The sequence below is a fragment of the Tolypothrix campylonemoides VB511288_2 genome, from assembly GCF_045999855.1.
GTDB lineage: Bacteria > Cyanobacteriota > Cyanobacteriia > Cyanobacteriales > Nostocaceae > Scytonema > Scytonema bouteillei_A.
The window spans coordinates 1-24,989 of record NZ_JBFPMW010000004.1 but is presented as its reverse complement, the minus strand read 5'-3'; the positions used below and the strand labels follow the sequence as shown (position 1 = coordinate 24,989).

At 41.7% G+C, this 24,989-nt stretch carries 23 protein-coding genes; 6 read left to right on the top strand and 17 right to left on the bottom strand.

All coding sequences use genetic code 11. The features are described 5' to 3' along the window. Positions 1–69: 69 nt before the first annotated feature. Together AB0756_RS12915 and AB0756_RS12910 are read right to left on the bottom strand one after the other, a co-directional pair. The gene (locus tag AB0756_RS12915; protein WP_038091435.1) at positions 70–657 is read right to left on the bottom strand and encodes a Uma2 family endonuclease; all 588 of its coding nucleotides are present in this window, start codon (positions 655–657) and stop codon (positions 70–72) included. A gap of 33 nt (positions 658–690) precedes the next feature. Further along, complete coding sequence (locus tag AB0756_RS12910) at positions 691–1,782, bottom strand: ATP-binding protein (RefSeq protein ID WP_038091433.1); 1,092 nt, start codon at positions 1,780–1,782, stop codon at positions 691–693. Between the two features lie 170 nt (positions 1,783–1,952). Here AB0756_RS12910 and AB0756_RS12905 point away from each other — a divergent pair, with 170 nt between their 5' ends. Beyond that, entirely contained in the window at positions 1,953–4,700 is a 2,748-nt protein-coding gene (locus AB0756_RS12905; RefSeq protein ID WP_038091425.1) for a cation-transporting P-type ATPase, read from the top strand. A gap of 54 nt (positions 4,701–4,754) precedes the next feature. Here the strand turns inward: AB0756_RS12905 and AB0756_RS12900 are convergent, their stop codons facing one another. The 9 genes from AB0756_RS12900 to glmM form a co-directional block, all read right to left on the bottom strand. After that, a complete protein-coding gene (locus AB0756_RS12900) occupies positions 4,755–4,940 on the bottom strand; it encodes a hypothetical protein (RefSeq protein ID WP_137986454.1) in 186 nt (61 codons plus the stop codon). Between the two features lie 42 nt (positions 4,941–4,982). After that, a complete protein-coding gene (locus AB0756_RS12895; protein WP_167844638.1) occupies positions 4,983–5,963 on the bottom strand; it encodes an alpha/beta hydrolase family protein in 981 nt (326 codons plus the stop codon). Between the two features lie 158 nt (positions 5,964–6,121). Beyond that, entirely contained in the window at positions 6,122–6,760 is a 639-nt protein-coding gene (locus tag AB0756_RS12890) for a peroxiredoxin (protein ID WP_038091419.1), read from the bottom strand. 151 nt (positions 6,761–6,911) lie between these two features. Next, a complete protein-coding gene (hpsP, locus tag AB0756_RS12885; protein ID WP_038091417.1) occupies positions 6,912–8,108 on the bottom strand; it encodes a hormogonium polysaccharide biosynthesis glycosyltransferase HpsP in 1,197 nt (398 codons plus the stop codon). A gap of 136 nt (positions 8,109–8,244) precedes the next feature. Beyond that, positions 8,245–9,417: a hormogonium polysaccharide biosynthesis glycosyltransferase HpsO gene (gene hpsO, locus AB0756_RS12880; protein ID WP_038108401.1), complete on the bottom strand. Its 1,173-nt coding sequence runs from the start codon at positions 9,415–9,417 to the stop codon at positions 8,245–8,247. Between the two features lie 84 nt (positions 9,418–9,501). Further along, the gene (gene hpsN, locus AB0756_RS12875) at positions 9,502–10,482 is read right to left on the bottom strand and encodes a hormogonium polysaccharide biosynthesis glycosyltransferase HpsN (RefSeq protein WP_038108399.1); all 981 of its coding nucleotides are present in this window, start codon (positions 10,480–10,482) and stop codon (positions 9,502–9,504) included. Positions 10,483–10,525: 43 nt separating this feature from the next. Beyond that, positions 10,526–12,205: a hormogonium polysaccharide biosynthesis protein HpsL gene (hpsL, locus tag AB0756_RS12870; protein ID WP_050046266.1), complete on the bottom strand. Its 1,680-nt coding sequence runs from the start codon at positions 12,203–12,205 to the stop codon at positions 10,526–10,528. 90 nt (positions 12,206–12,295) lie between these two features. After that, positions 12,296–13,075 carry a hypothetical protein gene (locus tag AB0756_RS12865; protein WP_038101855.1) on the bottom strand — a complete coding sequence of 260 codons (780 nt, stop codon included), beginning with the start codon at positions 13,073–13,075 and terminating at the stop codon, positions 12,296–12,298. 263 nt (positions 13,076–13,338) lie between these two features. Next, the gene (glmM, locus tag AB0756_RS12860) at positions 13,339–14,805 is read right to left on the bottom strand and encodes a phosphoglucosamine mutase (protein ID WP_038101852.1); all 1,467 of its coding nucleotides are present in this window, start codon (positions 14,803–14,805) and stop codon (positions 13,339–13,341) included. A gap of 580 nt (positions 14,806–15,385) precedes the next feature. On the opposite strand from glmM, the gene AB0756_RS12855 reads away from it, so the two are divergent. The 3 genes from AB0756_RS12855 to AB0756_RS12845 all read left to right on the top strand — a co-directional run bounded on the left by AB0756_RS12855 (position 15,386) and on the right by AB0756_RS12845 (position 17,816). After that, complete coding sequence (locus AB0756_RS12855; RefSeq protein ID WP_038101850.1) at positions 15,386–16,102, top strand: biliverdin-producing heme oxygenase; 717 nt, start codon at positions 15,386–15,388, stop codon at positions 16,100–16,102. A 126-nt stretch (positions 16,103–16,228) separates the two neighbouring features. Then, positions 16,229–17,302, top strand: coding sequence for a cobalamin biosynthesis protein CobW (gene cobW / locus AB0756_RS12850; RefSeq protein WP_038101847.1), 1,074 nt, complete (start codon positions 16,229–16,231; stop codon positions 17,300–17,302). A gap of 58 nt (positions 17,303–17,360) precedes the next feature. Next, complete coding sequence (locus AB0756_RS12845) at positions 17,361–17,816, top strand: ABA4-like family protein (RefSeq protein ID WP_038101845.1); 456 nt, start codon at positions 17,361–17,363, stop codon at positions 17,814–17,816. Positions 17,817–17,878: 62 nt separating this feature from the next. Here AB0756_RS12845 and AB0756_RS12840 read toward each other — a convergent pair whose 3' ends face one another. From AB0756_RS12840 to AB0756_RS12830, 3 genes are all read right to left on the bottom strand, one after another. Next, positions 17,879–18,094 (bottom strand): hypothetical protein, encoded by a 216-nt coding sequence (locus AB0756_RS12840; protein ID WP_038101843.1) that lies wholly within the window; start codon positions 18,092–18,094, stop codon positions 17,879–17,881. A 205-nt stretch (positions 18,095–18,299) separates the two neighbouring features. Then, positions 18,300–18,611 (bottom strand): DUF3181 family protein, encoded by a 312-nt coding sequence (locus AB0756_RS12835; protein ID WP_038101841.1) that lies wholly within the window; start codon positions 18,609–18,611, stop codon positions 18,300–18,302. A gap of 116 nt (positions 18,612–18,727) precedes the next feature. After that, positions 18,728–18,985: a 2TM domain-containing protein gene (locus AB0756_RS12830; protein ID WP_038101839.1), complete on the bottom strand. Its 258-nt coding sequence runs from the start codon at positions 18,983–18,985 to the stop codon at positions 18,728–18,730. A 293-nt stretch (positions 18,986–19,278) separates the two neighbouring features. On the opposite strand from AB0756_RS12830, the gene AB0756_RS12825 reads away from it, so the two are divergent. After that, on the top strand, positions 19,279–19,473 hold the full coding sequence (locus AB0756_RS12825) for a DUF2795 domain-containing protein (RefSeq protein ID WP_038101836.1): 195 nt from the start codon (positions 19,279–19,281) through the stop codon (positions 19,471–19,473). Positions 19,474–19,606: 133 nt separating this feature from the next. Here the strand turns inward: AB0756_RS12825 and AB0756_RS12820 are convergent, their stop codons facing one another. Next, positions 19,607–20,407: an LmeA family phospholipid-binding protein gene (locus AB0756_RS12820; protein ID WP_038101834.1), complete on the bottom strand. Its 801-nt coding sequence runs from the start codon at positions 20,405–20,407 to the stop codon at positions 19,607–19,609. 297 nt (positions 20,408–20,704) lie between these two features. Continuing rightward, entirely contained in the window at positions 20,705–21,730 is a 1,026-nt protein-coding gene (locus tag AB0756_RS12815; RefSeq protein ID WP_050046267.1) for an HlyD family secretion protein, read from the bottom strand. 148 nt (positions 21,731–21,878) lie between these two features. Between AB0756_RS12815 and AB0756_RS12810 the strand changes: the two genes are divergently transcribed. Beyond that, positions 21,879–23,627 (top strand): protein kinase domain-containing protein, encoded by a 1,749-nt coding sequence (locus AB0756_RS12810; protein ID WP_050046268.1) that lies wholly within the window; start codon positions 21,879–21,881, stop codon positions 23,625–23,627. Between the two features lie 13 nt (positions 23,628–23,640). Here AB0756_RS12810 and AB0756_RS12805 read toward each other — a convergent pair whose 3' ends face one another. Then, positions 23,641–24,885: a competence/damage-inducible protein A gene (locus AB0756_RS12805; RefSeq protein ID WP_038101833.1), complete on the bottom strand. Its 1,245-nt coding sequence runs from the start codon at positions 24,883–24,885 to the stop codon at positions 23,641–23,643. Positions 24,886–24,989: the final 104 nt, after the last annotated feature.

Below are 24,989 nucleotides of genomic sequence, written 5' to 3'. Positions count from 1 at the left end.
GGATATCATCTGATAAATTTTGGTGAATAGGATTCACGGCTAAACAGGCAAAACTGACCTAAGTGAGTTTTAGAATTTTGATTTTTTCATATCTAAAATAAATCCAGGCAAAACTGAATCGCCGCTAACAGTTGCAGGATTATCCAAACACTCTTCTGGCTTTCCCGGACGATAAATATAAACTTTGCGATTTTTTCTGTCAATCAACCAGCCCAATTGTATCCCTGGTTCTCTCATATATTCTTCCATCTTTTCTTTTAATGGTTTGAGATTATCGGAAGGCGACCGCAACTCCACCACAAAATCCGGGCAAATGGGGGCAAATTTTTCTTGCTGTTCTTCCGATAAACTATTCCATCCTTCTAGCTTCATCCAAGAAACATCAGGAGATCTCTCTGCACCTGTGGATAGCTTAAATCCAGTGCTAGAGTCAAAACAAAGACCTGTTCCATCTTGATTGGACCAAATATAAAGCTCTCCAAATATGCTACCGCTACGATTGCCTGTAGTTCCACCCGCTGGAGACATAATAGATATTTCTCCAAATTGATTTCGCTCTATACGTAAGTCCCGATTAACCCGACAGAACTCGAAAAATTGCTCGTCTGTCATGTGCAAATCTGAGGGCATTTGTAAAATAATAGGAGATGAAAGCATCTTTTTTTCCTCTTAACTGCACTTTCATAAATTTTAGATCAAACGCTCGCACAGCCATAAAGCCAGCAAAGGTAGCGCAAATCGATAACCTTTTTCCTGACCGTAAATTAAGCCTTTGTGCTGCAATCCCAACAATGCACCTTGAAGGCTTCCACCTCGAGACAAACCATGTTTCTGAATATACTCTTTACTCTGAGGTTTTTCTGTAGGATCGGTTGCCAAGCATTCTAAAAGATGCACTTGATTGGCTGGAAGTAGCATCAGCAAAGACTCAAAAACGATAGATAAATCTTTGAGTAACCCTTCAATGGCTAGCTTTACTTCGTGTTCGGTGATTAAACCATCCGGGCGGCGAAAGGTTTGCAGGCGGCGAATGAGGGACACAGCATCACCAATGTGTCCTTGTACCGCATCCAGAAATAACTGCAATGCTGACGATCGCGCATCAAATGTCAAGCCCGAAGCGTGCAGCATCTCTCTCGCCCAAATAGCCATGACATCTTTTGCTAAAGGCGGTAACTGCACAACCTCTAATGGATAGTCGCTTTCTTCTGGGTGATTGCTAATTTCAGCAATAGTTGCAATTAAAATGTAACTGACGCGATCGTGCTGATTAATTTCTCGTCTGAGAGTAGTTTCCCACAAACCATTTCGATCCCAGGAACGGATGTGGGGGAAACTTTGCAATATTAACACCACTTGCTTGCCTGTATTTTCTACCAACTTTTGTGGTAAGGCAATCAGCATTTCAAATGCTTGCCATAGCTGCTTCTGATTTAGAGAACGCAGGGGTTTGAGCTTACCGCCATTGCCTTCAGGATGAAAAGCAAATAATTCACCCCCAGTTGTCGCTAACCATTGCCGAATGGGGACAGGTTCAAAGTTTTGACTAATTGCCTCTGCTAACAATTGTAAAAATCTCTGCCCATCAGTAGCGCGAATGCAGTCTACCTCTAATATAATTGCTCCTACTTCTTGGGCTGCACCTCGCACGAGAGTACGCCGTCCGCTTCCCGGTACTCCCGCTATTAACAAATCTCCATCCCGTGCCAGAATTTCCACTATCTGTTGGAATTCTGCCGAACGCCCAATTAATTCTAAAGGTGTAGACAAGTTCACATTCACGCGCTTACGAGTTGCCACTCTCTTACTGACACGGCAAGCATACTCGCTTCCGTAGTTTTCATGCAACTATTGAGGAACACAATAGTCTTTATTGAAATTTTATAGTGTCATTTTACTTTTAGCACTATTTGTTCGTGCTATATAAATAACAACACTAATTATTTTGAAATATGGTTCGGGTTATATCTCCTGTTGGACTGTCCGAGAAGCAGCCCCAAGTTTGGCATGCTTTGGAAATTGATGATGCGATCGCACTTCTAGAAACTCATCCAGAGAAGGGGTTGAGTAGCCCCCAAGTCAAACAAAAATTGGCAAAGTTCGGGACAAACGAACTGACGGCAAAGAAAACCAAACCTTGGTGGTTAAAGTTTCTCTTGCAATTTAACCAACCACTGCTGATTATTTTGCTGTGTGCGGGTTTAGTGAAAGCGCTGTCGGGAAGTTTGGTAAACGCAGGAGTGATTTGGGGCGTTACTACAACTAACGCCATCATTGGTTTTGTGCAGGAATCCAAAGCAGAAGGTGCGATCGCAGCCCTCGCCAAAGCCATTACCACAGAAACCACCGTCATCCGTAACGGTGAAAAAATACGTATTCCTTCACAAGAATTAGTACCGGGGGATGTCGTTTTAATAGCTTCTGGTGATAAAGTTCCAGCAGATTTACGATTAATAGAAGCAAAAAATTTACAAATTGATGAATCCGGGCTTACGGGTGAATCCGTCGCCGTCGAAAAAATCACCTCTGTCTTAAACAGCGAAACCCCCCTAGCAGAACGCAAGAACATGGCATATGCGGGAGGCTTCGTCACCTTTGGACAGGCAAAGGGAATCGTAGTTGCCACAGGGAATAATACCGAAACAGGTCATATTTCCCAATTAATGGAACAACATACGGATATTTCCACTCCTTTAACTAGAAAATTTGATAAATTCAGCCAAAATTGGTTGCGGGTAGTTTTGGGCTTAGCAACTCTCACCTTTGTTGTAGGGCTGAGTTACAAAGGCTTGCAAGATGCTTTAGAAGCAGCAGTCGCGCTGACTGTCAGTGCTATTCCTGAAGGGTTGCCAGCTGTTGTGACAGTGACACTGGCAATTGGTGTGTCGCGAATGGCAAAACGAAATGCGATTATTCGCAAATTACCAGCTGTGGAAACATTGGGTAGTGCGACTGTTGTTTGTTCTGATAAAACAGGCACCCTTACAGAAAACCAGATGACAGTACAAGCTATTTACGCTGGAGGGCATCAATATACAGTAAGTGGTGTGGGTTACGCACCAGAAGGAGAAATTCTCAAGGATAATAAACCAGTTAATTTAAACAGCGATAAAAGCTTGCAAGAGTGTTTGTTGGCAGGAATTTTGTGTAATGACTCCCACATAGAAAAGAAAGACGGAAAGTGGGTAGTTGTGGGAGATCCAACAGAGGGAGCATTAATTACTTCTGCTCGTAAAGCGGGATTTAATGAATCTTCCCTAGCCAACCAGATGCGAAAGCTCGATGCCATTCCCTTTGAATCTGACTATCAGTACATGGCGACATTGCATGAATCTCAGCTAGGTAGAACTATCTACGTGAAAGGTTCCGTAGAGGCTATTCTCAAGCGCTGCACCCTGATGTTAAATACTGAAGGACAGACTCGTCCAATGGACTGTGTAGAAACTCTACGCCAAACTACTATTGAACGAGAAGTGAATATCATGGCACGACAAGGCTTGCGGGTACTGGCTTTAGCAAAGAAACCCGTACCGGATATGCAATTTACAGTCAATCATCCCGACATTGACACTGGGTTAATTTTCCTGGGCTTGCAAGGGATGATCGATCCGCCTCGTGAGAGTGCTATCAAGGCGGTGCAAGCCTGCCAAGAAGCAGGAATTCAAGTCAAGATGATCACTGGTGACCATGCAGTTACGGCACAAGCTATAGCCAGACGCATGGGAATCAACAAAAATGGTTCAGTTCTGGCATTTACTGGTGCTGAACTAGCAAAAATGGATAAAGCAGAACTCGCACAAGTTGCGGAAGAGGGTGTGGTCTTTGCTCGTGTTGCGCCAGAACAGAAGTTGCGATTGGTACAAGCACTGCAATCTAAAGGCGAGATAGTAGCAATGACGGGCGATGGTGTTAATGATGCACCCGCATTAAAGCAAGCGGATATCGGCATTGCCATGGGTGGTGCGGGTACGGAAGTTGCCAAAGAAGCCTCAGATATGCTGCTCACCGATGATAACTTTGCTTCCATTGAAGCCGCAGTTGAGGAAGGGCAGGCTGTTTATAAAAATCTCTTAAAAGCTATTTGCTTTATTCTCCCTGTTAATGGAGGGGAATCGATGACAATTTTATTAAGCACGTTGTTGTCAAGAGATTTGCCTATCCTGTCACTACAAGTTCTCTGGCTTAATATGTTGAATTCCATTACCATGACAGTGCCATTGGCATTTGAACCGAAAGCACAAAATGTCATGAAGCAATCTCCACGCAATCCCAATGAACCAATTCTTTCTAGTAGTAGATTAAAGCGTATTTTAGCAGTTTCTTTGTTTAATTGGGTTGTGATATTTGGGGTTTTTGAATATATTCGAGCTACAACAGGCGATCTAAATTTGGCTAGAACAATGGCAATTAATTCGTTGATTGCAGGTAGGATATTTTATTTGTTGAGTATTAGTCAGTTAGTTCCAAATTTGATTGCTAAGATGGATGGTACAATTCAAGAAAATGTTGATATTCCGGCAATTGGTTTGGGAATTTTGGGAGCCATTCTTCTACAAATTGTCTTTGCTCACGTACCTTTGATTAATGAAGTCTTTTCTACATCACCATTAACATTTGGGCAGTGGTTGTTCTGTTTGGCTGTAGGTTCACCAATGATTTTGTGGGCTGCGGTTGTGAATAAGTTAGATCCGCCAAATTGATGATTGTTTCTCACGCAAAGGCGCAAAGTAGGGTGGGATTTAGCCCACCTTATTTTATCCAAAACGTGTCAGCAACTGTTCCCGTGAGAGAGTCGAGAGCGATAACAGTAGACTACTAAATTCAGACGTAGGTAATTCTGTTAATGCCTTGACGAGCGCTTCTAACTGTTCGTCAATCGTCCCAAACCGACTGACTAAAAATATCTTGACGCTCTTCAAGTCGTCCCTCTTGTCGTCCAATACGCTCAATGCTGGTAATGTAGGGTATTTGGTTTTCCTCCTCTATTTTTCTCTTTTTACAGAGTCAGAAATAACGGCTACATTTGGATCGCGAGCATCACCCGTGCGATATACATAATCAGATGCGCCTTTGTCTTTAAGAACGCTAGCACGTAAGAAGAGACCGCTCCAACGGGCGATTGTTTCTACTGCTATATTTTGAGCAAGGGTAGAGTTTTTTGAGTCTGGTATTGCCCCCGCAGGGTTACTTGTATTGGTTATGCCAAAGTGATTTACACCTAAAATGGTAATCAATGCTTTGGGAGGGGTTTGAATATTGTCGTAGGTTCTTTTAGCTCTAAAAGGAAGCGCTCTATTGTCAAGGCTACCTTGTAACAGGGCAATAGGAATTCCAGAATTGTTGATGGGGATAAACTCATCTTTTGTATCGCGTAAATTTGCGCCAAAAAACGCTCCTGCTACAAGTTCCTTAGGCCGATTGAAGGAGCCTTTACAGAATGAAAGGGACTCCAAACATAAGTTGGCAATTGCAGATAGTCCTACAGCACCTCCAAAAGAGTGACCGAGCAAAGCTAATTTTTGTGTATTAACAATTGCGAAAACAGGTGAAGCAGAATTGGAGTTTTCAGCAACCATATATTTTAAAACATCTGTAATATCTGAAGTTTGAGGTGCTAGGGCTCGACCACGTGATGGCACTAAACGATCGCTATTTGGTACAACTACCACAAATCCATAACGGGCTACTATACTGGCGTAATTTGAGTAATTTGATTTATCTACAAGCGCACCTTGCAATAGAAGAACTATAGGAAAAGAGTAATTACCAGTTTTTAAGTCTTTTGGGTTGGGAAAATAAATATCAGCTAAGCGATCGCCCGCAGAGATTGTGGTTTTGTAGCTAGCCACATCTTTGAATAAAGGAGCAGGATTGAAAGCTGTAGCAGTGACTGTTTTGCCTATACTTAACACAGCAAATACTAAAAATGTAGAAGCTACAGATAAAGTTTTTAGACCAGCCACAGTTATTGCCCCTCGATCGCTATCCTCAATGCCAGTCAGAATATCTTATCTTACTCTAGCAGTACGGATATAAAGATACAGGAGAGACGCGCCATGACGCGTCTCTACATAGTTTTTTACCAGATGTCATGTGACATCCGGTCTCAATCCGTTACCAATTACTTATTGGGTTGAGGTGTCATCCGCAAGTAGGGTTTGATTTCTTGATATCCTTTGGGGAATTTCTCCTTAAGAACTTCAGGATCTTTTAATGAAGGGACGATCACGCAATCATCACCGTCTTTCCAGTCGGCTGGTGTCGCCACACTGTAGTTGTCAGTGAGTTGCAGTGAATCAATCACTCGCAGAATTTCATCAAAGTTACGTCCGGTACTTGGAGGATAAGTTAAGGTCAGACGCAGCTTTTTATTAGGGTCAATGATGAAGACTGTACGCACTGTTAACGAGGCGTTGGCATTGGGGTGAATCATGTCGTAAAGATCGGAGACTTTACGATCGCCATCTGCCAAAATTGGATAATTGAGGGTTGCTTTTTGGGTTTCTTCAATATCCCCAATCCATCCTTTATGAGATTCAACATCATCAACGCTGAGGGCGATAGCTTTGACGTTGCGCTTGTCGAATTCAGGCTTCAACTTAGCAACGGTTCCCAGTTCGGTGGTACAAACTGGTGTAAAGTCTGCGGGGTGGGAGAACAGCACAACCCAGCTGTCTCCAGCCCATTGGTAAAAGTCTATATCGCCAGTTGAGGAGGCTTGAGTGAAGTTAGGTACTGTATCGCCTAGACGGAGAGCCATGTGACATTCCCTGTTGTACAAAGAGGCATATGTATTCTATCTTGCATGATGACACAAAACCCGGTTTTCCGATTGGAGTCTAGGGTTTGAAATAAAATTTCAAATTGTGTCATGACACGCAGGTTTACAGACCTAAGATTCTACAACTTAATTAGGACAGAATTTGATTGTAAGCAAGAATGATTTGACGGGCGATCGCATCCCAACTGTAATGTTGCAGTGCATACTCTCTCGCAAGTAGCCCCCGTCTTTGGCATTCTGATGGATTTTCTAGCGCTGTACGAAGTGATTTAACAATCTCTTTCACATCCAACGAACTTACCCAACCCGACTCACTATCACGCACCTCCTGACAAATGTGAACTTGGTCTGATATCAAAACAGGCGTTCCTGCAACCATTGCTTCAGCCACAGCAATACCGAAATTCTCATAGTATGAGGGTAAGACGAATAAATCAGCAGCTTGGAGAAGGGCTGTTTTTAAATGACCCGTGACAAAACCAGTGATTGTTGTGTGCGATCGCAATGGAGAGTTTTGGATTTGAGATTTTATCTTTTCCACATAATCTTCGTCTTGAGGATTCCCTCCAGCTAAAACAAAGTGAAAATTGAAACCCTCAGCTAGAAGCGCCTCCAATGCTGGAAACAGCAAATCCAATCCCTTTTTTGGATCGATACGAGACATAAACAGCACTAGAGGAATATCAGTAGGAATACTGTACTGCTGACGCAATAAACGCCCCCCCTCTCCCTCTCTTCCCTTCTCCCCCTCCCACTGCACGGGGATCGCACCCAACGGGATTGTCAAATCCCGTGTAGCAACGCCAAAACGTTCCGAGACTTTTGCTTCTTGAACGCTAGTAAAATGAATAGCAGCAGAACCCGCTATATTTGGACGTTCTAAAATTGCTGTATAAAGTTGTTTGAGTATCTTTTTCTTCCGTAAATCTGCTGGATCGAGAGTTCCTAAAGGACGTAAAATATAGGGTACTTTTTGTTGGCGACATACTGCTGCAGCCAAACTGCTGACAGGAGAAAATAAGGCGTGAATGTGAGCTAAGTCATACTCCCGGACGTGTTTATTTAACCATCCCAGTAAGTCTAGGGAGAATTTGTATCGACGAAACGGGGAACAACGAAAGTAGATAATTTGATAACCATCTTGCTCTATAGGGCGATTCAAAGGAACATCTAAGGGTGTTTCTTGACCGGTATCGCCATTACTATCAGTTGTAATCACTGTCACTTTTACCCCTTGCTTTGCCAGTGCAGGAGCTAGCCCCAAAACCATTTGACTCGGACCACCATAGACTAGGGAAATTGAGGGAACAATTTGTAAGATTTGCATATTTTTGTTAATTGTTAATAGCTAATGGCTAATAGCTATTAGCTAATTGTTAATCACTAATGATGTTTGCCAACTTTTACTCTTCCATCAGCCATCAGCCATCAGCCATTAGCCATTAGCCATTAGCCATTAGCCATTAGCCGTCAGCCAATTCCTTATAAAACTCTAATTGCTGTTTTGCCAAAGCGGTATTGGTATATTGAGCCATAGCTTTTTGATAGCCCATACTAGCCAAATTTTCAGTCAATTCAGGATTTTCCATTAATTGAACTATACAGTGGGCTAATGCTTGGGCGTCACCCTCAGGAAATATTAATCCAGCCTCACCAATGACATGAGGAATCTCACCCGAATTTGAACCAATAACAGGAACTTGACACGCCATGGCTTCAATTAGCACGTGACCAAATTGTTCTTTCCAACCAATAGAAGTAAGATTTTTAAGATTGTAATTTGTTTCCGATGGCAGTACTAAAGTACTCATTAAATTAATATATTTAGGAACTGCGTCATGAGCAACGCTTTCCACTAAAATAACCCTATCTTTGATGGCATTTTCCTCGGCTTTGCTTAAGAGTTCCGATTGTAACGGTCCCCGTCCGAGAAGCAGTAATTTCCAAGGTCTATCTTTTAAACCTATCAAAGCTTCTAGAAGAGTAAACAATCCCTTCTCTTGAACAAAACGTCCCACAAATCCAACGACAAAATCATTTTGCTCTATACCTAACTGAGCAGCTAGTTCGGGTTGAGGTGCAGGTGCAAACAAACGTTCATCTACACCTAGCTGAGGCATGACTTTAATAGGTCCCTTATACCCCTGTTGTCGTAAAACTTCTGCACCATCTTGATTTCCTGAAATGATGCCGTGACTGTTATCAAGGTTATACTTCTCTAATAAAGAAACTGGAAACTTGAGTTGATAGGGTAAATTCCACCAAGTAAAAAATAAGTTTTTTGCCTTGAGTCCCAATAATTTATTGAGAGCAATCATCTCCGCATAAGCAAGACCTCGAGACCCTTGTTCTACCTGAATAACATTGGGACGAAATTTTTGCAATAAAGATATTAAATCTCCTCCAAATGTCAGTAACCCTTGATGATTTTGACTGAAATTAGAAATGGGCACTATGCGAAATTTTCCTTCATCTCGGTATTGAGTTTCAATAATTTTATTTTGAACTCCACCTGGTTTCCATTTTTTAGGAACAACAATTGTGACCTCAACTTCTGGTTCTAACTGAGATAAAATGCGGAGTTTTTCACAGTTAAGATCTACAATATAAGTATGACTGGCTACAAGAATTTTCATAAATTGCTAATTGCTAATTGCTAATTGCTAATTGCTAATTGCTAATTGGCGATTTACTATTAGCTATTAGCCATTAGCCATTAACTAAATTTGTTCATCTAAACGAGTATAAATTTGACCGTCATTCCATGCTGATTGGATAACAGTGCTTAAGGCTTTGAAGAAACCCAGAGTATAGAAAACACCACGAGTCAAAATTTTAATAGGAGAACCACTTTTGTGACAGGGAGGATGTCCCAGAACATGACAGTCAAATAAACGGGCAAAAAGACGTGTGGCTTGAGTGAGGGAGAGGTTTTTTAAACCCATTAAGAAGTGGTTGTGGTAGAAGGTCAGTTGGTACTGAAGAGAACGCATGCTAATGTCATGACAACCGCCTGTCTCTTCTCCTAAATGCACTAAATGAGCGTTGGGATCGTACCAAATTTTATACCCTGTTTGCCGCAATCTCAAACAAAAATCAGATTCTTCTCTAACAGCACTACCACGAAATCTTTCATCAAATTTCAGCCCGTACTTTGTGAAAATTTCACGACGGAAGGACATATTACAACCCCTTGCTGTTAGAACTTGTTGGGGTTTAACTGTATGTACTAAGTCAATGTGGTACCAAGCAATACCTGGGTCCATGGCTTGGGGAGGAAGATATTCAATCTGCAAATTTCCTCCAGAGTCACCCAATTTCATTCTGTCAAAAACTCGTCCGGCAACTGCACCCACTTCTGGTTGTTCTACATAATTTTTGGCATGGGCTGCTAAAAATCCAGACTGTAGCTGCACGTCGTCGTCAATAAACAAAATGATGTCACCAGTTGCTCTGCGTACAGCGTAATTTCTCGCTCCTGGTAAACTTGCCCATTTCAGGCGAAACCACTTGATTTTACCTGCGGTTGATAATTCTTCTAAATAAGCTTCTATTTCTGGTTTGTGTTCTGGTGTTTGATCGACAACCAAAACTTCAAAGTTTGGATAATCTTGCTTGAGGACATCGGCTATACTATCGCGCAGTGGTTCTTCACGACCATAGGTTGGAATAATAACGGAAATCAAGGGATAAGAATTCACTTTTTGTATATCCTATTGAATATTTAACTATGCAATATGAAATTTATAGTGGGTTCAAGAGGTTTTTCGCTGTTTTGGTTTTTTTCTTTGGTTGTTCTTCAGAATTTTCATCATTCTCTTTTTGCCTTTCCTGTTTGTCTATAATTGGTAGTTTCAAGATAACTCCAGCTACAAACCAGTAATAGACTGCTACTGGATCGACATCAAGAGGATAGTAATAGGTGTTGTAACTAATAAACAATATAAACACCCATAAAGCCGATCCGTAACTGCGGAAATTACGGTTTTTTATTAACCGATTTGATTGGTAACAAGCAATGGTCAGAGTTGTGACAAGTGCCAAGAAAGCCAACGTTCCAAAGGGACCAACTTCAAAAAGAACTTTAGGATAATATGTTTCAATCAGCCTTGTCTCACCCATTGCACGAGCGGAATTGGTCGCACGACCCAATCCATTGCCCAAAATCCCTCTTTGTTCTTTCCACGATTCCTCAAATTGTTGCACTATGAATTCTTGAGGTGGTGAAGCTTCCCAGCGATCGCTCAAACTGGATGTTCTCTCTTCTAAAAGGGCTGGATTGCTTGCTATAGCAATTCCCAGGATCAGAGCCAGACCAACTCCCATAGGAATAAACCGTTTAAGGTTGCGAAGTTGACCGGTTAGCAACAGCAAAATCACAAAGCAGACAGGGACTAATGCCAAGGCTATTCTCTGACCGGAAATGACTGCGTTAATAAATACCGCTACAATGGAGCCCAAGCTAACTACCCGCCAGAGAATTGAAGGATCGCTGAAGCCAGAAGCGAAGCTAAAAAAGGTACTTGAAATCAAGAACCATGCCCATTGCCAAGGTGCAACAAAGGTTCCCGGTAACCGAATCACACCTTGTTGGGGACTGTAGAGTAGAGCACCACCGAAATAGCAACGGGCTTCAATTGAGGTCTTAAATAAGGCAGCACCTTCTAAATGTCTTGTACCTTGGCATATCCCAGTTAGCAGTAACATATACTGGATGAACCCCATTGCACAGCAGATGAGGATCAGAACAACTTGCATTCGCGAGAAAAATAAAAAATCTTTTTTATCCCGAATTAAATAGTAAGCACAAGTTATCAGAGGTAAGTAACCCAGAAATACTTTCAGACCCAAAATTCCCATAAAAATTGGCTTGTTACCACCACCGCTTCCCAAACCGCGTAGTGGTGGGCTAAATTGCTGCATACCATTGACAAATAACAATGTCAGCACGCATAGCGCCAGCAAAATAAATAACGGAGTTTTAATAGCTTTGGGAACAATGAAAGGTAAACGTTTCTTACTGCAAATTTGCCAAAGAGCGATCGCGGCTGGAATATAAAAGGAATCTTTAGCAAGTTGGAGTATGGGACTGTTACCGATATAGTAAGTGATAGTGCCGCTAAAAGGCAGATATATCATGAAGCCAAAAAGCGCTTGACGGGGATATTTGTAACACAACGCTATTGTGATGACTCCCAATACACCCGGAACTGCTGCCTTAATGCCTCCTATAAAAGCTAAGAGAATACCAACAAAGAAACCCACAGCACCAGCAGAAGACAACATACTGGAAAATTCTTTTCGTGCTTGTGCGGCTTTTCGCTTCTGCAATAAACGTTCTTGAAGACTGAGAGTTGGAGTTTCCTTTTCCTCCTGCTTCTTTCTTTTTTTAGATTTCTTGCCTTTTGACTTTAATGTCAGCATGATATCGCTGTAAGTCTGCCCTTAACAGTTATCGGTTACCAGTAGACAGTTATCAATACAACACAGTTTGTTAACTGTTTACTGATGCGGTCATCTCGAATACATTGTTTCAGTTATAACTGAATTTGGCTCTAATGGGTAGAGATAAAATTCGTCTCGCATTGATTGGGTTAACAATTTGCGGTTAAGAATATTGAAAGTTAATTTTGTAGTTCCATAATAAAGATTTTCTCCCGTGGCAACAATATAAATAGCACCCGGAAACGGTAGTGGTTTTAGAGGATTTCCTTCTTGAGCCAGCATTCCTCTAATTTTTTCATGATCTACGTAAAATTTGTAGTACCCGTATCCTCTATTATATTCTGGATATTTAGGTAACCGATTTAGGTCATACCTAATAATATTGCAAGTGCCACACATCTTGTAAAAATTTCTTCTTTTGAAAAAAATAAAGTCATCACCGTTCTGATATTTGTAACCTTTGTTTATAAACCAGCCATTGCCTTGAGGATTTTGATTGACAAACTCTGCTAAGTGCTTGCTGATACAGTCGTCAGCATCGACAGTCATAGTGTATGTTGGTAAAAATTCTTGAGCAAGGACTAATCCTTTCAAAATTTTGCGCCCTTTATCTGTATGTCCCGCACAGAAGGGATCTCGTTCATTGGCTGGTGGAAAATCGACTTCAACGTATGTAATCTTGGGGTGTTGGAATTCAAGACGGGGGCGTTCGTGACAAACAACAATCACTCTGTATTCCTGTGAAGTCTGATTGCAGATCGATCTGACGCATCTTTCAAATAACTGCGTTACGAGTTCCCAAGACTTGGAAACTTGTGGGCTTTTTAGCGGTACCACAAAAACTAGCATAACCTGAGACCGCGAAACTACTTTTTCTCAACTTAGAGAGCGAAAATTTTTAATTGCATAAATTGCCACACAGACACAAGAGTTGTACGGACAAACTGCTTTTGAAATTCTTATCAAAATTTTAACCTTAGATATACAGAACTCAACTACAAAAACTTTATCTAAATTTTACAAAATTTTTGCATTTTTAAGCACAAGACAAGATACCCGACTTCTTTAAGAAGTCGGGTATTTAAGTAGCTAAAATATTTGCTCGATGACTGTTAAACCAAGTGTTGTTTGACTTGTGCGACTAATTCATTTGTCCAGTAGTTTGCAAGCTCGGCATCTTCGGCTTCTACCATAACTCGGATGAGTGGCTCCGTACCAGAAGCCCGGACTAGAATTCTACCTGCATCACCCATTGCAGCTTCAGCACGGTCAACAGCTTGTTGTAAAGGTTGGCAATCTTTCCAGTTAACACGCTTTAACCTGTCTTCTACTCGCACGTTCCGTAGGAGTTGCGGATATGTATGGAAACTGGAATCTATCATTTCAGATAGAGGAACGCCCGCCTCTTTGACTAAAGCTGCTAGGTGTAAAGCCGTGAGCAAACCATCTCCAGTGATGCCATAGTGACGGCAAAGGATGTGACCGGATTGTTCGCCCCCTAACATTCCCCCAGTCCGTAACATTTCTGCTTGGACGTATTGGTCGCCTACTGCTGTGCGAATCAACTGACCCCCTGCTTGTTTCCAAGCTCTCTCAAAACCTAAATTTGCCATCACTGTGGAAACAATTAAGTTATCTGGGAGTTGTTGCTTCTGCTGTAAGCCGAGACCCCATATGTAAAGGATATAATCGCCATTCACTTGCCTTCCAGTATTGTCTACAGCCAAAACACGGTCAGCATCACCATCAAAGGCGAAACCTATGTCGGCTTGGTGTTCGCGAACAGCTGCTTGTAATACATCTAAGTGAGTGGAACCGCAGTTGACGTTGATGCGATCGCCATCTGCTAAGCTGTGAAAACAGATAACTTCTGCCCCTAGTTCTTCAAATACTTGCGGTGCTAGATCGACTGCTGCTCCCCATGCCAAATCTAAAATAATCTTCATGCCTTGAAAATTCACAGTGCCATGCAGTGGTTCTTTCAAAGCACTAGTATATCTTTTTACTAAATCTAAACGAGAATAGTGTCGCCCGCAATCACTTCTTACCTCAGGATATGATGATAGACCGCGCAGACCTGCCTCAATTTCTGCTTGTAATGCTTGGGGTAACTTCAACCCATTTGCACCAAAAATTTTAATGCCGTTATCTTCAGGTGGATTGTGGCTTGCAGAAATCATCACTCCACCAATAGCATCGCTGTTACTGGTTAGAAACGCAACGCAAGGAGTAGGACATAAACCCAAATGCCAGACTTCTACGCCAGCTGCTGTTAACCCCGCACTTAAAGCCATTGCTAGCATATCGCTAGAGTTACGAGAATCTTGACCGAGGATCACAGGTCCTAGATTGGAAGCGCCGCCCCGTAAAACAACTCCCGCCCAAAAACCAATTTGTAATGCTAGGGGTGCGTTGAGCAAATCCCCAACTTTTCCCCGAATTCCATCCGTCCCAAACAAGGGAGTTGTTGGTAGAGACATTAAGTCCAGACCAAAACTCATCCTACTATGACTGTCATTGGCTTCAGAAGCAGACACTCCCGTATTGCCATTTTGATTTCGGGCTATAAATGATACCATATTTTTCTACACTCCACACCGTTACAATGGAGAATAACACTTTAAACTTTATTCAACAATTCCCCGTTGGTGGCTTTTGTTCGGGATAATTTACTAGTTTTTACGTTTTTAACTTTATTCTAATTTGCCTGCTTTTTCAGAAAAAATACTTATAGAGCCGATGATGTTTTTGTAAAGATTCAGTAAAACAGTAATATGACTGAAATATGAAGTAAGTATAATTTTTTTTAAGAAAGCAGCGCTGCTGAAGGCAGTGATATTTCCCGTATCGTTCTGTACTGGATGTAAGAAAGGTGTTACGCGTTTATTTGTCTTCGTGTATTTGGAGTGTTAGCCTTTCAACTGTTTGACAAATATACTAAAATTAAATTGTTATATTTTTTACTCTATTCTCACGGCTGTGTTCTACTCCATATCCTCTGCCTTAGTTTTGGTCAAAAAAAATACCAAGCAGGAAAACTTAAAAAATATTAATAGAAATTCTCATCAAATGGTTCTACTGTAACGTTTTAGTGGCTTTTGTAGCCGTTCTGATATCACAACTCCGGCAATTGATTTTTTTAAAGTTGAGCAATTTAGTATGAGCAGTCATTTAGCAACAAAATTGCGTGTAGGAACAAAAAAAGCCCACACGATGGCAGAAAACGTTGGTTTTGTCAAGTGTTTTTTAAAGGGAGTCGTTGAGAAAAACTCCTACCGGAAACTAGTAGCTAACTTCTATTTCATCTACTCAGCAATTGAAGAGGAGATGGAAAAGCACCATAACCATCCAATTCTTTCTAAAATCAATTTTCAAGAGCTTTACCGCAAGCAGTCCCTGGAAAAAGACCTCAGCTATTACTACGGAACAAACTGGCGGGAGCAAATTCAATTATCTTCAGCAGGTGAAGCCTACGTGCAGCGCATCCGGGAATTATCAGCAAATGAACCGGAATTGTTAGTCGCTCACTCATACACCCGTTATCTGGGAGACTTATCAGGCGGACAAATTCTCAAAGGCATTGCCCAAACAGCAATGAACCTTTCTGACGGACAAGGGACTGCCTTTTATGAATTTGAAGATATTGCTGATGAGAAGGCATTTAAAGTTAGATACCGTCAGGCTTTAGATGAACTGCCAGTAGATGAAGCAACAGGCGATCGCATTGTCGATGAAGCCAACGCAGCTTTTGGTATGAACATGAAAATGTTCCAAGAGTTAGAAGGAAATCTCATCAAAGCCATTGGTCAAATGCTGTACAACACCCTTACACGCCGTCGCACCCGTGGTAGCACCGAACTAGCAACAGCTGAATAAATGTTATTTGGTTAGTGGTTGGTGGTTGGTAGTTGGTAGTTAAATATCTGACGGAGCAAAGTTTTACTACTAACAACTAACAACTAACAACTAACCACTTGCAACTAACAACTAAAAACGTAATAAATGGCAGCAAAAATTCCCGTTACTATCATCACTGGATTTTTAGGGAGTGGAAAAACTACCCTCATTCGCCACCTGTTACAAAATAACCAAGGACGGCGTATTGCTGTGTTAGTCAATGAATTTGGTGAACTTGGTATTGATGGCGAATTATTGAAATCCTGTCAAATTTGTCCTGACACAGATGTGACAACTTGCGTTTCCACAGCCCCCACTCCCAACATTTTTGAATTAACAAATGGCTGCTTGTGCTGTACGGTACAGGAAGAATTTTTACCGACAATGCAACAGTTAATCAAGCGACGAGAGAGCCTTGATTGTATTTTGATTGAAACTTCAGGTCTAGCATTGCCAAAACCTTTGATAAAAGCTTTTCGCTGGCAAGAAATTCGCAATGCAGCTACAGTGGATGCTGTCATTACAGTGGTAGATTGTGCAGCAGTTGCAGCCGGAACATTTGCCAGCAATCCAGAGGCGGTAGAAGCACAGAGACAAGCAGATGATAGTTTAGAACATGAAACACCACTGCAAGAACTTTTTGAAGATCAACTTGCTTGTGCGGATTTAGTAGTGTTGAATAAAACGGACTTGGTGGATAAGCAGTCTAAAGCAAATGTTGAGCAGTTAGTTAAACAAGAATTACCCAGAGAGGTAAAAATTGTAGAGAGCAATTACGGTCAACTTGACCCATCGGTATTCATGGGATTTCAAGCTGCAGTTGAAAACGACCTAGATAATCGCCCCAGTCACCACGATATAGAAGAAGATCACGACCACGATGACGAAATTACTTCTACTTACTTGGTTTTAGACCGTACTTTCGATCCACAAACACTTTTAGCCCGGTTACAAACGCTAGCACGCGAGCAAGAAATTTACAGGATTAAGGGGTTTGTAGCAGTTCCCAATAAATCTATGCGCTTGGTCATGCAAGGAGTAGGAAATCGGTTCGATCAATTTTACGATCGCCCTTGGAAACCAGAAGAAATCAGGCAAACTAGCCTAGTTTTCATCGGTCGCGATTTAGACTCTTCTGAAATAGAATCCCAGTTATTAACAGCGATCGGCGATCGTTAATCCTCTGCCATACTAAAGCGATAATCCCTGACTTCCCAACTAATAACTAACAATTTCTATGAGCGTCCAAATTTTCCAGGTTGCCAATTTTTTTGTTCTGCCCTTTTGGATTTTAATGATTTTCCTACCCAAATGGAACATTACAAAAAGGGTTATGGAATCCTATATTCCTTTCGTTCCACTAGCAGCAACTTATTTGTATTTATTTATTAACAGTATCACGCCAGAAACTGCCCAGTCCTTTTCCAACCCTCAGCTGTCAGATATTGCCCGATTGTTTGCAGATGAAAAAGTCGCTGTGACTGGTTGGCTTCATTTTTTAACTTTGGATTTATTTACGGGGCGTTATGTTTATCTGGAAGGGCAAAAAACAGGTATGTGGACGGTTCATTCTCTGATACTTTGTTTTTTTGCCGGTCCATTGGGATTGCTATCTCACATTTTGACCGATTGGATTGCAAAAGCCTTTTTCCCATCGGAGAAAGTGGAAAATCTTTCTGAGAAACCTTCTTAAAGTATGAAGGATAAAGGATGAAGTCTAAAAAATGCCATTTCATCCTTTATCCTTTATCCTTCTCAGTTAGAACCATTTCTATAATTAGCATCCACCCAACAGCGTGGAAGACTTTCTCCAGAAGGAAAAGCCAGATTTTGTTTGTTATAGGAATCTGGTTGTTGTTCTTCTTGACCTTCTTGTTCTTGTGCGTGAATAGTATTAGTATTGGGATCGATCAATTCTTGAACATCAAGAACTTTAACCAATTCACCGCTTTCTTTAATTTGTAAAAGCATCGAATTTGCCTCCTTAAGTTTGCGTCAAAAATGAGGGCAAGATTAAACTCACCCTTAATAACTTTCTCATTTAAACATTTAGCAGCTCGAATTTCTTTCCACTCCAAAAATACCAAGTCTTCTAGGAGAGGTATTGCTATCTATCAATTTTCTTGGCAATACCCTTCCTACTCATATAGGTAATTTTCTGGTGGTAAGAGAGCCGTTAAATTTCTCGTTGATATTTTTCTAAAATATCTACTAAATTCACTTGGCATTGTAGGGGTAGTAAATCGATGAGGGGAAGTTCCCTTCTACCGCCTCCAATCTTAACTGGAATAGATTCTAAAATTTGTATAACGTCATTTTCTTCAACGGTTTTCTTAGCAGTAATGAGAGGATAGACTTTTTCTGCTACTACCGTATGGAGTTTGGCATTAGATAAATAAAGATGCCATTTGGCAATATCAATGTATACGTTGTCACCAATTTCCGCAGCTAGGGCTTCTAGTAATTCTGTGGTGTTTGCTTTAGCCATAAATATAACCCTATATAATGAGTTTTAACTCTCATCCTAGATCCTATTATGGATCGTTTCTCAAGACTAAATCTACCACCACAAGTAACAATCACCCTAGCTTCTTCAGTCCATCTTCAGGTGGATGTTGGTGGCGTTTCTGAGTAATTAGCGATCGCAGAAATATATATCAGGTGAACTAACAGCACAACGAACCAACCTGTAGTTAACCAAGGTAACCATTCCCAAGTTATTAAATTAAGGTTATGGAAAAACCACAAACCAGAATTAGAGACTGCAAAGAGTGCAACATGAACCGCAAAATTCATGCGATCGTCTAATTTTCGGTAAGCGGGGTCTTTGCGATCGGGTTTACGGGGCCAACGAGGAGGCATAAATATTTGTTACATAGGTATATACATCTAATTTATCAAAGAAAGGCAGATGGCAAATGGCAGATGGCAGAGGGGAGATTTCAAGGTTTGTATTAAAAAAGAAAGGCAGAGGGCAGATGGCAGAGGGCAGAAGGGAGATTTCAAGGTTTGTATTAAAGATTAATTGAAAAAGAAAAAATGGGTTTCATCAGCCTAGTGGATGAGGTAACGATTGAATTATCTGTAACTCTTCGGTAGATGTAGTCAATATACCCGCTTGTAAAGATAGAAATGTTCTTTAGAGGTGGATAACAATGGCTAAACTTAATCCCATCCAACTGCAAAAACACTTAAAAGGCGTTGACTATCCTGCTAACAAGGAAGAATTAATTAAACGCGCCCAGCAAAACGGTGCTGATGACAATGCTATTTCTGTATTGCAACAAATCCCAGATCAAGAGTATCAAGCACCTACTGATGTTAGCGAAGCAGTAGGCGGTATTGTATAAATGAATCCGTGTAGGTTAGCAAGAAACAGCACTACTTTGTAAAGAGATGTCAAATCTCGCTTGTTTTGTTTGTAGAGGGGCTTTAGTGCTAAAGCCCCTCTACAAATAGCTATGATTCTTCGTACCAAGTTACTTATTTTGTATCCTTTTGAGGGATACGCTCAATTTCAGCATAGCCGCTAAAAATTAGCCGTTGACCTTCAGTTTCCAATCGATTCAGACGCATTTTAACGCCATCAAGGTCAAAGCGATCCAAATCGACCATATTATCTAAAATTTCTACTAGTGCTAGGCAAAGGGTCTTTGAGATTTCCTTTTGAGCTTCCGGTATTTGCTCGAGTTCTACTGTAGGGTTTTTAAAAGAAATACGACGACGCCGTTCAACAGCGATAGTCACAACCATATTTAAGGGTATTGGTTCCCCATTGCCTAAATCAGCTTTGGCAAAAATCCGCAACTGATTTTCAGGTAAGAGCTGTACTTGAATTTCAGGAAACGAAACTGGCTTACCGTCCGATAATGCGGTCAATGCAGGTACGGTAAGGTTCATTAAACGCCTTGTCACCAATTCTGCTTTAAAAGCGTGGTTAATACCTGTTTCTGATAAGACAACTTGAGCAATGGCTTGAGTTGGTTGCTTGAGGCTTAATTTGCCACTTAAAACGGAGCTAAAGTCAATGGCGACAGCATCAGTTTCAAAAGACATTTCTTCTACAGCAAAGTCTTTGCGAATAACCAAACCACGACCGCTCATTTTGAAGCTGTCAATGCTTCCTTGTAACAATTTGCTGGAGGGATAGCAACGGACAAAGACTTCTACTGACTCGCTCTTAGTAAACATGTGGCGAATCGTTTGGCTGGCTACGGTATTGAGCATGCGCTCACCCCAGTCAGTGCCTTTGGGATCTGTTAAACCTGTAAGTCCGCCTAGCATTTGTGTAAGTGTAGGTGAGTTGAAGTCCTAGAAGTTCTTTGTACTTTTGTAACAAATCGTGAAGAATACAGCAAGCCTTTGGTGATTGATTATTCTGATGGAAAGACCTGGGATCTTTAATAGCAGAGAGTTCTAGGACGTAAAAATTCTTTTTAATGGACTCGTGCGATCGCGCCATATGAGCCACATAACAAGTTTCTGCTATTGCTTCTACCGAGCGTTCCCTTGAGGAACGTCTTGTAGAATTCTTCCCCGCCCGCCCATACTCGGAGACGGGCTGGATTTAGAGATAGCAAATTATTTTTTTGTATCTACTGTCACAACAGCCGATAGCCCAGGAGTCATTTTAGTCTCGTAACCCCGAAGACTTTCAGGCTCAAATAGAATTCTTACAGGAATTCTTTGCTCGCTTGAAGTCCTTGTGGTGTTACCTGTAGTGTTTTCTCCTTTTAAAGGAGAAACTTTGCCAAAAGAAGTGGGAGACATACTCTCTACCGTACCTCGAAATGTCTTGCCGGGAAAAGCAATCATTTTAATATCTGCTTTTTGACCTAGTTGTATTTTTGCTAACTGGGTTTCCTTAAAATTCGCTACAATCCAGGGATTTGGTTGTACGACTCTCAAAAGAGTTTGTCCTGCTTTTACTTGCTGTCCTACTTGGACGTTTTTTTGACTCACTTTACCAGCTACTAGAGCAGTTATGTTGGTGTAGGAGAGATGAAGCTGTGCTTTTTTAAGCTCCGCTTCTTTTTGGGCGATCGCAGCCACTGCTGTTTTATACTGTTGCTGATTTATATCCCTTTGCCGATTGAGAGCTTCCGGCTGCGATTGAGGATTAGTATTTATAGGTACGGGTAACGGGACATAATTATTATCCGCAATCAGTTTGACATTTTCTTGTGCCAATGCTGCTTGCTGTTTAGCTAATTCTAAAGATGCTTTTGCCTGTATCAAAGATGCTTGGTACTCGCGGGGATCGATCTTCACCAACAGAGTTCCGGGCGATACTATTTGATTATCGTTAACTGCTACTTGGGTGACTATACCCGATACACGAGATGTAACGGAGTAAATATTAGCATTGACATAAGCATTATCTGTTTGCTGATGTGTTTGACCGTATTGCCACCATCGATAGCTAAAAATTCCAGCAGCAACCGCCCCTGCAAATAACAGTGTTCCCAGTAAGACTTTAGGTAGCAGATGACGGTGAGAGGGTGATGCAGGTTGAGCATCGCTACTTGCGTCAGGTGGGACTAGACTCGTTTCTTCCTCTAAAGTTGTACCGGGCTGAGTCTGTTGTGAAGAATTGAAACTTTCCATAAACGACCCCGATTAAGGCAACGAACTTAGGAATAGTGGTATTTGAGAGAGCAGTCAATATATCCAAAGTAGGGAATTGGAAATTAAGGATTGGGATTGGGCATTGGCTACTGTGGTAGCATAGATACCAAAAACCTTTGGCAGAAATATGTTGGGGGAAATATTAGATAGGCGTTATCAAATTAAGCATGTTTTAAGTGCTGGAGGTTTTGGTCAAACTTACCTTGCAGATGATACTAAACTGCCGGGAAACCCTCAATGTGTTGTCAAGCAATTGAAACCTACATCTAGTGACCCCAACACTTTGCAAATAGCAAGACGCTTGTTTGCTTCAGAAGCACAAGTCTTACAGCAATTGGGCAATCACGACCAAATTCCCAGGCTTCTAGCTTATTTTGAGGAAAATGAGGAATTCTTCCTCGTTCAAGAGTTTATTGACGGTCAATCCTTAAGTGCAGAACTCAGTTCGGGGAACTATTTCAGCGAATCAGATGTTACTAACCTGCTAAAAGGCATTTTAGAACCCCTTGCTTTTGTCCATCAGCGTCAAATTATCCATCGCGATATTAAACCAGCAAATTTAATTCGACGCCGTCAAGATGGCAAAATTGTTCTGATTGATTTTGGTGCAGTCAAAGAAATAACTGTAACTCAAGTCAATCTTCAAGGACACACAACGCCAACAGTAGCTATTGGGACTGCTGGCTATATGCCAAGCGAACAAACTAAAGGAAGCCCCAGATTAAGCAGTGATGTTTATGCGGTGGGAATGATAGGTATTCAAGCCTTAACGGGTATCATGCCCCATAAACTGACTGAAGATCCCGTGACAGGAGAAATTTCCTGGCGTCAGCACGCACAAGTCAGCCCAATATTGGCAGATATTTTAGATAAAATGGTGCGTTATGATTTTCGACAGCGCTATCAGTCAGCAGAGGAAGCATTACAAGCGCTACAATACCAACAAAATTTTTCCCAAGATGTCTCACCGACTCTCATTCCCACTCGGAGCACGGAGTTACACGAACTAACTTTGGAGTGGTTTGAAGACGGGCAAATCAGAACTCAAAAAATTCTCGAAAATCAACCCACCAAACATCCTGAGGTATTTCGCATTGGACGCGATCCTGCTGTTTGCGATCTGGTTTTGTCAGAACCAACAGTATCAAGACTGCACGTAGAAATCTTTTTTAGAACTCAACAAAGGTGTTTTTACGTGCGTCCGATGAATCAGAACAATCCGCCTGCGATCGACGGACAATTTTTCATCACAGGAGAAGCCTTACTTCATCAAGGTACTATTCTGCGGTTGGGGCAAATGGAATTCCGGGTATCTACATCCTTCAACCAGTACCCAGCAGGATACGTACCGCATCCACCTTCAGCACCGTATGTTGCACCACAACCACTACCCCCAACACGGCGACCCCCCGCTAGCAATCCCCCGCAACCGGAATATTATCCACCATCCGTTCCACCGCAATATCGTCAAGAAATTCCTGCTGAATCACCTCAGGTGCGACCGTCTTATTCTGCTTCCACACAGAATATACGCCCGCGATTGGGATGGAAGTTTTGGCTGAAGTGGTTTTCAATCAATCTTGTTGGCTTTGTCTTGAGTATTCCGGTTGGAATATTCATTTTCAAATTATTTTTCAACTCCTTACTCACCCGCATAGCATTTGGTTTTATGCTGGGTTTGTCCCAATGGGTGGCTGTACAGGGGGTTGTGAGTAAAGCTTGGTTGTGGGGCTTGTTGACTGGTGGGGCTATTACTCTTTTTAGCAGGCTGTTTTTGACAAACTTAGTCATGTTTGATACTCTGTTTGCCTGGGTAATTATTTTGCTTTTTAGTGGGGGGATACTCTTTTGGAATTTGCAACGCAAAAATTCATAAAAATTTATAATATCTATAACAATTTACGGCGTAAATTATCCAAAGCAGTACACGCGCTAAGATGACGGATTAAAGATCGACCCCGCATTGCACCAAAACGATACTCAAAACTTTCTACTTCTTCATTGGGTCCTGCTAATCCAATATAGACCAAACCAACAGGCTTGGTTTCTGTCCCACCTGTTGGTCCTGCAATACCTGTGATACTCAATCCCCAGGTTGTTGCAAGGTGCGATCGCACTCCCACTGCCATTTGCTCGGCGACAATAGAACTGACCGCCCCAAATTTTGCCAAATCTTCCGACTTTACACCCAAAATTCTCTCTTTAACAGAGTTATCGTAAGAAATGACTCCACCCCAAAAGTAATCGGAACTGCCAGAAATCTCTGTCAACATCTGCCCCAAACCACCGCCAGTACACGATTCAGCAACCGAAAGAGTTTGCCCTGCGCTACGCAATAGCTCTCCCACAACTGAAGCCAGGGTATCATCATCAGCACCGTAATAATCCAACCCCGCAATCCCCTTAATTTGTTGTTCAACAGGGGTAATAAGTTCTCTTGCTTGCTCATCCGTTGCAGCCTTAGCAGAAACCCTTAACTTCACCTCCCCCCTACTAGCATAAGGGGCGACTGTGGGGTTTGGTAAATTGAGATAACCTGCGACTTTTTCTGCTAACGCTGATTCCGAAATACCCCAAAACCTTAACATTCGACTGTAAATGATTTCTTGACCCCAACCGAGGCTCTTAAGGTAAGGTACAGCAGTGACTTCCCACATCCGTTGCATTTCACTGGGTACACCGGGAAAAGTCAGTATAGTTAAATCGGTGCGGGGTTGCCAAATAATACCTGGCGCTGTCCCCGTAGGATTGGGTAAAATCTCCGCCCCTTGAGGGATCAAAGCTTGCTTGCGATTGCTAGGAGTCATAATCCGCCCGCGTTGAGCGTATTTCCGAGTTATCTCTTCAATCACCTCCGGGCGTTCGACCAAAGGAGAGTTAAAAAAAGCAGCGATGGTTTCACAGGTTAAATCATCAGGTGTGGGACCCAAACCTCCCGTAAAAATCAAAATTTGTGCTCTTTGAGTAGCAATTTCTATAACCTGCTTTAACCTTTCTGAGTTATCACCTACAACTGTTTGATAGTAGTGGGGTATACCCAGTTTGGCTAACTGCTGTGCCAAATATTGAGCATTACTGTTAAGAATATCTCCTAACAGTAGTTCTGTTCCAACACAAATGATTTCCGCAGTCATAATGGCGTTAGTTGTTAGTTGTTAGTTGTCAGTTGTTGGTTGTTAGGTGCTTAGCCATTAGCCATTAGCCATTAGCCATTAGCCATTAGCCATTAGCCATTAGC

Bases quoted from the DNA above. Each gene is read 5' to 3' on its own strand.
- AB0756_RS12915 (WP_038091435.1), bottom strand. From the start codon at position 657: ATGCTTTCATCTCCTATTATTTTACAAATGCCCTCAGATTTGCACATG.
- AB0756_RS12905 (WP_038091425.1), top strand. From the start codon at position 1,953: ATGGTTCGGGTTATATCTCCTGTTGGACTGTCCGAGAAGCAGCCCCAA.
- AB0756_RS12890 (WP_038091419.1), bottom strand. From the start codon at position 6,760: ATGGCTCTCCGTCTAGGCGATACAGTACCTAACTTCACTCAAGCCTCC.
- hpsP (WP_038091417.1), bottom strand. From the start codon at position 8,108: ATGCAAATCTTACAAATTGTTCCCTCAATTTCCCTAGTCTATGGTGGT.
- hpsO (WP_038108401.1), bottom strand. From the start codon at position 9,417: ATGAAAATTCTTGTAGCCAGTCATACTTATATTGTAGATCTTAACTGT.
- hpsL (WP_050046266.1), bottom strand. From the start codon at position 12,205: ATGCTGACATTAAAGTCAAAAGGCAAGAAATCTAAAAAAAGAAAGAAG.
- AB0756_RS12865 (WP_038101855.1), bottom strand. From the start codon at position 13,075: ATGCTAGTTTTTGTGGTACCGCTAAAAAGCCCACAAGTTTCCAAGTCT.
- glmM (WP_038101852.1), bottom strand. From the start codon at position 14,805: ATGGTATCATTTATAGCCCGAAATCAAAATGGCAATACGGGAGTGTCT.
- AB0756_RS12855 (WP_038101850.1), top strand. From the start codon at position 15,386: ATGAGCAGTCATTTAGCAACAAAATTGCGTGTAGGAACAAAAAAAGCC.
- cobW (WP_038101847.1), top strand. From the start codon at position 16,229: ATGGCAGCAAAAATTCCCGTTACTATCATCACTGGATTTTTAGGGAGT.
- AB0756_RS12845 (WP_038101845.1), top strand. From the start codon at position 17,361: ATGAGCGTCCAAATTTTCCAGGTTGCCAATTTTTTTGTTCTGCCCTTT.
- AB0756_RS12840 (WP_038101843.1), bottom strand. From the start codon at position 18,094: ATGCTTTTACAAATTAAAGAAAGCGGTGAATTGGTTAAAGTTCTTGAT.
- AB0756_RS12835 (WP_038101841.1), bottom strand. From the start codon at position 18,611: ATGGCTAAAGCAAACACCACAGAATTACTAGAAGCCCTAGCTGCGGAA.
- AB0756_RS12830 (WP_038101839.1), bottom strand. From the start codon at position 18,985: ATGCCTCCTCGTTGGCCCCGTAAACCCGATCGCAAAGACCCCGCTTAC.
- AB0756_RS12825 (WP_038101836.1), top strand. From the start codon at position 19,279: ATGGCTAAACTTAATCCCATCCAACTGCAAAAACACTTAAAAGGCGTT.
- AB0756_RS12820 (WP_038101834.1), bottom strand. From the start codon at position 20,407: ATGCTAGGCGGACTTACAGGTTTAACAGATCCCAAAGGCACTGACTGG.
- AB0756_RS12815 (WP_050046267.1), bottom strand. From the start codon at position 21,730: ATGGAAAGTTTCAATTCTTCACAACAGACTCAGCCCGGTACAACTTTA.
- AB0756_RS12810 (WP_050046268.1), top strand. From the start codon at position 21,879: ATGTTGGGGGAAATATTAGATAGGCGTTATCAAATTAAGCATGTTTTA.
- AB0756_RS12805 (WP_038101833.1), bottom strand. From the start codon at position 24,885: ATGACTGCGGAAATCATTTGTGTTGGAACAGAACTACTGTTAGGAGAT.